General features: G+C 71.2%; 9 protein-coding genes. 1 reads left to right on the plus strand and 8 read right to left on the minus strand.

Annotated elements, in window-relative coordinates; genetic code table 11:
* Positions 1–449 precede the first annotated feature (449 nt).
* On the plus strand, positions 450–662 hold the full coding sequence (locus ACIG5E_RS38555) for a hypothetical protein (RefSeq protein WP_396541846.1): 213 nt from the start codon (positions 450–452) through the stop codon (positions 660–662).
* A 117-nt stretch (positions 663–779) separates the two neighbouring features.
* Here the strand turns inward: ACIG5E_RS38555 and ACIG5E_RS38560 are convergent, their stop codons facing one another.
* The 8 genes from ACIG5E_RS38560 to ACIG5E_RS38595 form a co-directional block, all read right to left on the minus strand.
* Positions 780–1928 (minus strand): ParB/RepB/Spo0J family partition protein, encoded by a 1149-nt coding sequence (locus ACIG5E_RS38560; protein WP_396541848.1) that lies wholly within the window; start codon positions 1926–1928, stop codon positions 780–782.
* Positions 1928–2494 carry a ParA family protein gene (locus ACIG5E_RS38565; protein WP_380421610.1) on the minus strand — a complete coding sequence of 189 codons (567 nt, stop codon included), beginning with the start codon at positions 2492–2494 and terminating at the stop codon, positions 1928–1930. The genes ACIG5E_RS38560 and ACIG5E_RS38565 overlap by 1 nt, the downstream gene beginning before the upstream one ends.
* Positions 2495–2997: 503 nt before the next feature.
* Positions 2998–4188: a protein-L-isoaspartate O-methyltransferase gene (locus tag ACIG5E_RS38570; protein ID WP_396541850.1), complete on the minus strand. Its 1191-nt coding sequence runs from the start codon at positions 4186–4188 to the stop codon at positions 2998–3000.
* Between the two features lie 299 nt (positions 4189–4487).
* Positions 4488–4733, minus strand: coding sequence for a hypothetical protein (locus ACIG5E_RS38575; protein WP_396541852.1), 246 nt, complete (start codon positions 4731–4733; stop codon positions 4488–4490).
* 256 nt (positions 4734–4989) lie between these two features.
* Complete coding sequence (locus ACIG5E_RS38580) at positions 4990–5421, minus strand: SRPBCC family protein (protein WP_396541854.1); 432 nt, start codon at positions 5419–5421, stop codon at positions 4990–4992.
* A 54-nt stretch (positions 5422–5475) separates the two neighbouring features.
* On the minus strand, positions 5476–5934 hold the full coding sequence (locus tag ACIG5E_RS38585; protein ID WP_396541856.1) for a MarR family winged helix-turn-helix transcriptional regulator: 459 nt from the start codon (positions 5932–5934) through the stop codon (positions 5476–5478).
* Entirely contained in the window at positions 5927–6685 is a 759-nt protein-coding gene (locus ACIG5E_RS38590; RefSeq protein ID WP_396541858.1) for an alpha/beta fold hydrolase, read from the minus strand. The genes ACIG5E_RS38585 and ACIG5E_RS38590 overlap by 8 nt, the downstream gene beginning before the upstream one ends.
* 147 nt (positions 6686–6832) lie before the next feature.
* Positions 6833–7186, minus strand: coding sequence for a recombinase family protein (locus ACIG5E_RS38595; protein WP_396541861.1), 354 nt, complete (start codon positions 7184–7186; stop codon positions 6833–6835).
* Between the last annotated feature and the right edge of the window lie 206 nt (positions 7187–7392).

Raw genomic sequence — 7392 nt, forward strand, 5'->3', positions numbered from 1 at the left:
GCAGCGAGCCAGGCGCCACGACGTCGGCAAGACCGTCAAACGCGCCGAGTCGATCAAGGAACACCAAGCCCGCCGAGGTTAAACGGCAAGCTCAGATGTGGTTGATCGGGTAAGGAATGTCCGAAAAGCACACTCTTTCCCGGTGAAGATTTTTGCCGCCCTTGGAAATCCCGTCATCCGGCCGTTACCTGGTCGCTGAGCCCCGTCCCGTTACTCCGGCCGGCTCTCGCTTACCGTCGTCCGGAGCGAGCCGGGGTGACCGTACGGTGCAGGCCGAGGTGGACCAGGCCGTGACGTGACGGCCTTTCTGGCCGGCGGGAGTTCGGGGACAGGTGCTCAGCGAGCTGGGACTTGCCTTCAGCCTTCCCATCGATGACACCGACCTCCCATGGGAGTCAGCCCGTTGGGAGCTCGTCCGCTGGTGGCTCCGGCTGATCGTGAACGGAAGCATGGCACCCGCCAACGGCGGTGACGTCATTGCGAACGACGGCTGGGGCAAGCTGGCTCGGCCCCAGGCACTGCGGCCCCTGGTGTGCCTGGTCAACGAGTACAACAGCTGGGAGGGGAGGCAGCTCCACACACCGGAGGAACTCGCCGGAGCAATCGTGGCGGAGGCCGAACGGCTACTTGCCGGCCTCCGGCCACCACACGGGCCGCGGTGACGAACCCGGGCCCTGAGGAGTCCCGAGTGCAGGCTGATCCTGCGGGACTCCAGCAGGCGGCAGAAACGCCTGGTGCCCCTCCCCGCAAGGCAGGCGGGGAGGGGCACCAAGGGCCTGTCAGCTGTTCGTCGTCAGCAGCCGGTTGGCCAGGGCGTCGGCGAGGCGGTAGGCCTCGTCGGCCGAGAGGGTGCGGCAGATGGCGTCTGCCAGTTCCTCGACGTTGTGCCAGTCGACGCTGCCGAGGCCGGCGTGCGGGGCGGCCGTCGTCGGTTGTTCGTCCGACGGGGCGACGGCGCGCTGTTCCGGCATCGGGAGGGGCTCGGAATTTTCCGCGGAAAATCGGTCGGTGCTCGGAGCCGGTTCAGGGCTCGTCGGCAGCGGGCTGCGGGGAGCAGGCTCCGGCCGGTCGGCAGCGGGTGCCGGCGTCTGAGCCTCAGCGGCCGGGCGAGCCGCCGGCGCAGCCGGCTGCTGAACCGTCGGCTGCGGAGCAGGCGCGTCAGCAGGAGCCTTCGCCGCCGCCTTTGCCTCCAGCTTCGCCGCCCGCCTGGCCGCGACGGCGTCGGCGTCGGCCTGGAGCAGCTGCTCCAGCTCCGCCGTCTGCTCGGCCAGGGACATCTCCTCGATGCCCTTCACCGACCCGAGCCGCCGCGCGACGTTGATGGAGACGCCCTCCTCGCCGCGCGCCTTGGCCCGCACCTGGCGCTGCAGCTCGGGGTGGAGCTTCAGCAGGTTCTTGCGGTGCGAGATCCAGCTCTGGGACCAGCCCTCCGCCTCGGCGGCCTCCTTGGCGGTCGGGTACTGCGCCACGATGAGCAGGACCGCGTTGGCCTCCTCGATCGGGTCGAAGTCCTTGCGCGCCATGTTCTCGTCGAGCGCCGCCCGCAGCAGGGTCGCCTTGGACTCCGCCACCGAGTCGTCGACGACGACCAGCAACTGCTCGCGCCCGTACAGCTGCGCGGCGGCCCGTCGGCGGTTGCCGTTGACGACGACGACGTCCTCGGGGCCCGCGCCCAGCGCCTGTCGGTCCTCCGGCCATAGCCGGAGGTAGGCGGCCGGGGTGACGGCGAGGCAGCTCTGCAGCTGGCGGTCCTTGATGCTCGCCAGGTCGGAGAGGTCGCCCAGCTCGTCACGCGGGTTGCGCGGGTTGGGGAGGCAGTTGGCGGTGGGGATCCACCGCGCCGGGGCGTCGCCGGCGCTGTCCACACCCGGGGCGTCGACGACCGGGTCGGCGGCCATCGAGGCGAAGGAGACGCGACGGCCTGCCATCAGCGACCCCCGTAACCGAGCTCGAGGGACAGCCGGAAGAAGTCCTCGCGGGCCCGGTAGGCCGTGCCGCTCTCCTTGTACTGGGTGACGACCGTTCCCTCGGCCACCGCCCGGGAGTGGATCTTGTACCGGCGCAGGACGGTCTTGGCGCGGGGCCATCCACGCGCGGCGATGTACGCCTCGGTGTCCTCCAGGTCGGCACGGCCGTCCCGGGGGTCCCAGTTGTTGACGACGACCCGGTACGGGATGTCCATCGGCTCGATGACCTTCTGGATGGTCCGCGCCGTGGGGTCGAAGCACAGCGGCTCGGTGATCATCGGGACCAGGACGTCGTCCGCGATCTCCAGCGCCCGGCGCAGGATCTCCTCGTCGGCCAGGGTGCCCGGCGTGTCGATGAAGATGTGCTCGTACTCGTCCTTCGCGCCGAGGACGTCGAAAGTGCACGCCGCCAGGTTGACCGTGGTGGTGGTCTTGCCGACGCCGCCCTTCTGGTTGGCGATCACGTGGATCTTCGCGCCGGTCTTCTTGAGGTGGACCAGCTGCTCGGCCTGGTCGTGCGCCGCCATGAAATCGAAGGGCAGGTTGTCCCCCACCCGCTCGGCCCAGACGACCGCGGACCCCTGGGGGTCGGTGGACACGACAAGCACAGATGGCTTCATGATGTTCCGTTCTCTCCGTGGGCTTCCCGGGCGGCTCGCCCGGTACTGCGGATGCCCGCCGCTCAAAGCCGTGGCGGCGGACTGGAACAGCATTCCAGATGATCGACTCGGGGCCTGACGCGACCCGCGTGTGTTGGAGCACAATGGCCGCGATCCTGGCGGTCTGGCTTTCCTGGAAAGCCCGACTGTTCGTCTGATGGCCTTCCCGGATATCGGCTTCCGGTGTGCGGTGATCTCCGGTTGGCGGAGGGGGGAATGAAAGCCCGAGAGCGACGGCTCGCGAATGTGCGTGGACGGTGTGGAACTCGCGAAGTCATCTGATTCCCGATGGGATGCGGAACTGCGCGTGTCCCCGACGCGGGGCGCAAGGCGAGAACCGGCGGCCCGACTGACAGCGCGGCAGGCGCCGGTCAGCGCCCGGCCGGAGCGGGCTGTGCGATCGGCCAGCGCGGGCCGTCCGGGCTGCCGTGCCATGCCCACTGGGAGTCGGGGGTGACGGTGACGCCGTAGTCGTACAGACCGGGCCGCCCCAGACCCTCCCACTGGGCCCACGCGACCATCACCTCGTCGCCGATGCGGCGCGGTCCGCCCTGCAGCAGTACGGGCCGGCCGCCCGTTCCCGGGCGGACCTCCGCCCAGGAACGGTCACCGTCGTGCACCAGGACGACCGGACCGTGCGGACCGTCCGGCCCGTGCGGCTCGTCCGGCTCGTGCTCGGTGACGAGGACGGCGTCAGGGACGGCGACGCGCAAGGCGAACCGCAGGTCCCAGTCCTCCAGGCCCGCCGGGTCGCGGTCCAGCACCCGCCGCACCTGCGGATCGGCACCCGCCCGTACTGCGGCGTGCGCGGCGGGGCCGCTGCTCGCCTGCGCCGGAGCGCGCCGGTCGCCCATGAACTGGGCGAGGCCGTGCACCCACCCACGCGCGCTGGCGCCGTCCTCGGCGACGGTGAGGGCCACGTACCCGAGCCGGCCCCACGGATAGACGATCCGTCCGCCCGGCCGTACCGCCTCCACCCAGGACCACGGCACCGACTCCACCGCGTAGGTGGCGTGCAGGCGGTCGACCTGCCCGCCGCCGGGCAGCCCGCCGCGGGTGGCGTCACCGGTCAGCACCTGGGCGTCCAGCCCGGCGTCCGCGAGGCGACCGCGGGCGAACCCGGCCAGGCCCTCGTCCACCTCGCTGGAGACCACCAGGCCCGGACCGGCCCGCCACGCGGACAGCGCCGCGGTCCACCCCTGGCCGGTGCCGACGTCCCACACCCGGTGTCCGGGCTCCAGCCGCAGGCTGTCCAGCATGTCGGCCACGGCCCCGGGCGCGGACAGCGACGACGACGGCAGCCCGTCGGTGAGCTGGGTGACCGCGGCCGAGTGGACACCGCCGTACAACTCGCGGGCCCAGCCGTCGGGATCGACCGCGCGGTCGACCGGCACGTACGCCCAGCCGTCCCACCGCCACAGCCGCTGCGGCGCGAACCGGTCGCGGGGCAGCGCGGCGAAGGCCTCGCGCAGCCACGGCGAATCGGCCGGCCACTGCCCGCACCGCTCCATCTCCGCGTCCAGGCGCGCGCGTTGCCCGGTCAGTCCGCCGTCGTCGCTCACCCTCGCTCAGCCCTTCTTGTGCTTGCCCGTGCCGCCGGCCGGCTTGTCCACCTTGCTGTCGGCGTTGCCGGGGGGAGGCGACCCCTTCCCCGGATCCGGTGCCGGCTTCGAGTGCTCACCCATGGCGCTTCCCCTTCGGTCGTGTGCGGGACACGGTCGTCGGCCCATCCTCACGCAGCCCTCCTACCGGACGGTAGAGGGCGTGCGGGCGCGCCAGGGGGCGTGCGGTGGAGCGCATGCAGTCGGCTCGGCGGTCGTCTCCGACTGGTGGTGGCGGCGCACGCGGGCGCCTACGGCCTTCAGGGAGTGTTGCCGCGGACGATCGTGCGGCCTGGGGTAGTGGGCGTCGATGTAGGTACGGGCGGCGGTGAGGTCTTGAAGACCGTGAAGTCGGGCTGGTCGAGATCCTGGACTTCGCCTTCGAGCTGGTAGTCGTGGCCACGCCGGTAGACGAGGTCGGAGGTGATGTGGCCCCGCACGGCCCGGGTCCGGCCGGGGAAGCGCTGGTCGAGGGTGCGGCGGTCGTCGTCGAGGTCGCCGATCACCTCTACCGCCTGTCCCCGGACCACGCCGAAGTCGCGCGGTGGGACCGGGCCACCGGACGGTGGACCGCGATCGGCGACCCGGCCGGCCGGCTCTTCACCGGACCTGCCGGACTGTTTTCGCCACCGATCCCGCCAACGGCCACGTCACCCACTACAACGGCAGCCGAGGGCTCCTGGACGCAGATCGGCGGACCCGCCGCGGAGATCGCCATCGCGTAGCCCCTCCGGGGGCGGCCTCGGCGTGGGCGCCGGGGGTTCACCGGGTTTCGAGGATGTCCTTCAGGACGTCGAGGTTCTTCGCGACCGCGTGTTTGACCCGGGGGCCGGTGATCGCGGCGACGGCCTTGAGGGCCCCGGGCGCGGTGAGGTGGACGGTGTTGACCAGCCGGGTGGTGCGCTGGTCGAGCGGGGTCAGCCGGTAGGTGGTGGTTCCGGTGAGCGGGCCGAAGTCGCCGTCCGCGGTCAGCAGGTTCGGGGGGTCGTACTCGGTGACGCGGAAGTGCTCCTCGGCGGGGCGCGGGAGGTGGCGGGTCTGGCGGTAGGTCGTGCCGACCCCGATCGGTCCCGGGGAGGTCCGCTCGGTGCGGTCGAGCGCGTAGTTCCAGCGCGGGAGGTTCTCCGGCCGTGCGAGGTAGGCGAAGACCTCGCTGACGGGCGCGTTGATGGTCAGGGTGTTCTCGAATCGCATGGCTGTTTCGTTTGGTCGGCGCGCGGCCGGCGGGTCGCGCGCGGGGTCGTGTTCTCAGTCGAGGTCGAGGCGTTTGTTGAGGGCCTGGCCCGAGGGCAGGGGGTCGATGAAGTTGTGCAGGAACGCGAGCATCGCGTCGGTGTCCAGGCCCTCGCAGGCGGCGTCCATCGAGGTGTAGAGGGACTCCTCGATCTCGGCGACGGCGGTGGCCAGGCGTTCGCCCTCGGGGGTGAGGCTGAGGTGGAGGTAACGGCGGTCGGCGGCGTCGGTGCGCCGCTCGACCAGCCCGGCCGCGACGACGCGTTCGACCAGCCGGCTGGGGTTGGTGCCGCTCTCGCACACCAGGAGCTGTCCGAGCCCGTTGAGGCTCAAGGTGCCGTGCTGCTGCAGCAGGCGCAGCACCTCGGCCTGCGAAGGGGTGATGCCGTGGGGTTTGAGGGCCTGGATCAGCAGCCGGTTGCCTTCGCGTTGGGCCGCCAGGATCGCGAACCGCAGGTGTTCGGCCTTACGCACCGGCGGCGTCCTGTCGGGTGGTCGGCAGGGAGGCGAGGAAGTCCCTGACCGCGGTGGCGTAGGTGGCCGGGTGGGAGAAGCGGAACATGTGGCCGGTGCGCGGCAGCACGACCTCCCGGGCGTCGGGGATGCCCGCGAGCATGGCCCTGGAGGCGTTCTCGCCGATCAGCACGTCGTGCGCGGGGGTCAGGAGCAGGGTCGGGACCTGGATGCGGCCCAGCGCGTCGACGTAGTCGGCGGCCAGGGCGGCCCGCACGCGGGCGCCGAAGGAGTGGGCCGGGGTGTTGGCGAGGAACAGCGCGCGGCTGCGGGCCTCGCTCCAGGGCACCTGTCCCTCGCGGTCGTAGGGGGAGGCGAGGCGGTGGGCGTGGGCTCGCAGCGTCAGCTGCCGGTAGAGCAGGCCGCGGGCCCTGCCCATCGTGCGCATCAGGGCCTTCCACGGCTTGGAGTCGACCGGGTTGGCCGCGAATCCGCCGGACAGGACCAGGGCGCGCAGGCCCCGCGGGCGGCGGGTGGCGAGCGCGAGCGCGATGTTCGCGCCGAAGGAGTCGCCGACCAGGACGTAGTCGTCCAGGTCCGCGACCACCTTCTCGACGTGGTCGGCGTAGCGCTCCATGTCGTCGACGCCTTCGGGCAGGCGCAGCGTGCGCTTGGGCGCGTCGCCGTAGGGGGCGAGCTGATCGGCGCTCCACGGAGCGCCGGAGAAGCAGGGGATGAAAACGAGGGTCGGATTCTTCTCTGAAGTGTTCATATCGGACACATTACACAACACATGTGTCGTGACACAAGTAATCCGGGTCACACGCGGAACCACCCCGTGCCCTCGTCCGAGTTGCCGTCCCGGGAGAGCAGGGCGCGCCCACCGCTTCTGCGGTCGTGAGTAGAGGCCGTACGGCGGTTAACGGTGAGATTGATCTTGCGGCTCGGGCAGCGGTCCGGTGCACTGGGTGACCAGGTGGCCATGCTGGAGTCGGCGTTGGCGGCCCGGTCGGCCTCCTCGGCGTCGGCGAGCGATCGCGCCCATGCCGTTCGGGTCGTAGATGCCGGTGAGCGGGCCGGTCAGCAGCTCCAGTGAGATGTCGGCCTTCTCCAGGTCGGCGGACAGCTGCATCAGCTCGGCCGCGTTGCGGGCCAGGCGCTTCATCTCGTGCACGGCGAGGATCACCGCTTGGTCGGGGGCGGCCTCCTTGATGTTGTTGGCCAGCGCGAGCGCGGCCTCCATCTCGGGCCTGCGGTGGACGCGGGTGGAGATCTACGGGCTGCCCGCCGGGGCCTGGCACTTCGGACAATCATGCCGTTCCACTGCATCTGTGGCCTGATCGGGTGTCAGATGCATGGCGGAAGTCTCGCAGAACAGCCTCTCAGCTTGCCGTTTAACCTCGGCGGGCTTGGTGTTCCTTGATCGACTCGGCGCGTTTGACGGTCTTGCCGACGTCGTGGCGCCTGGCTCGCTGCTTG

It is taken from the genome of Kitasatospora sp. NPDC053057 (assembly GCF_044546945.1).
Taxonomy (GTDB): Bacteria; Actinomycetota; Actinomycetes; order Streptomycetales; family Streptomycetaceae; genus Kitasatospora.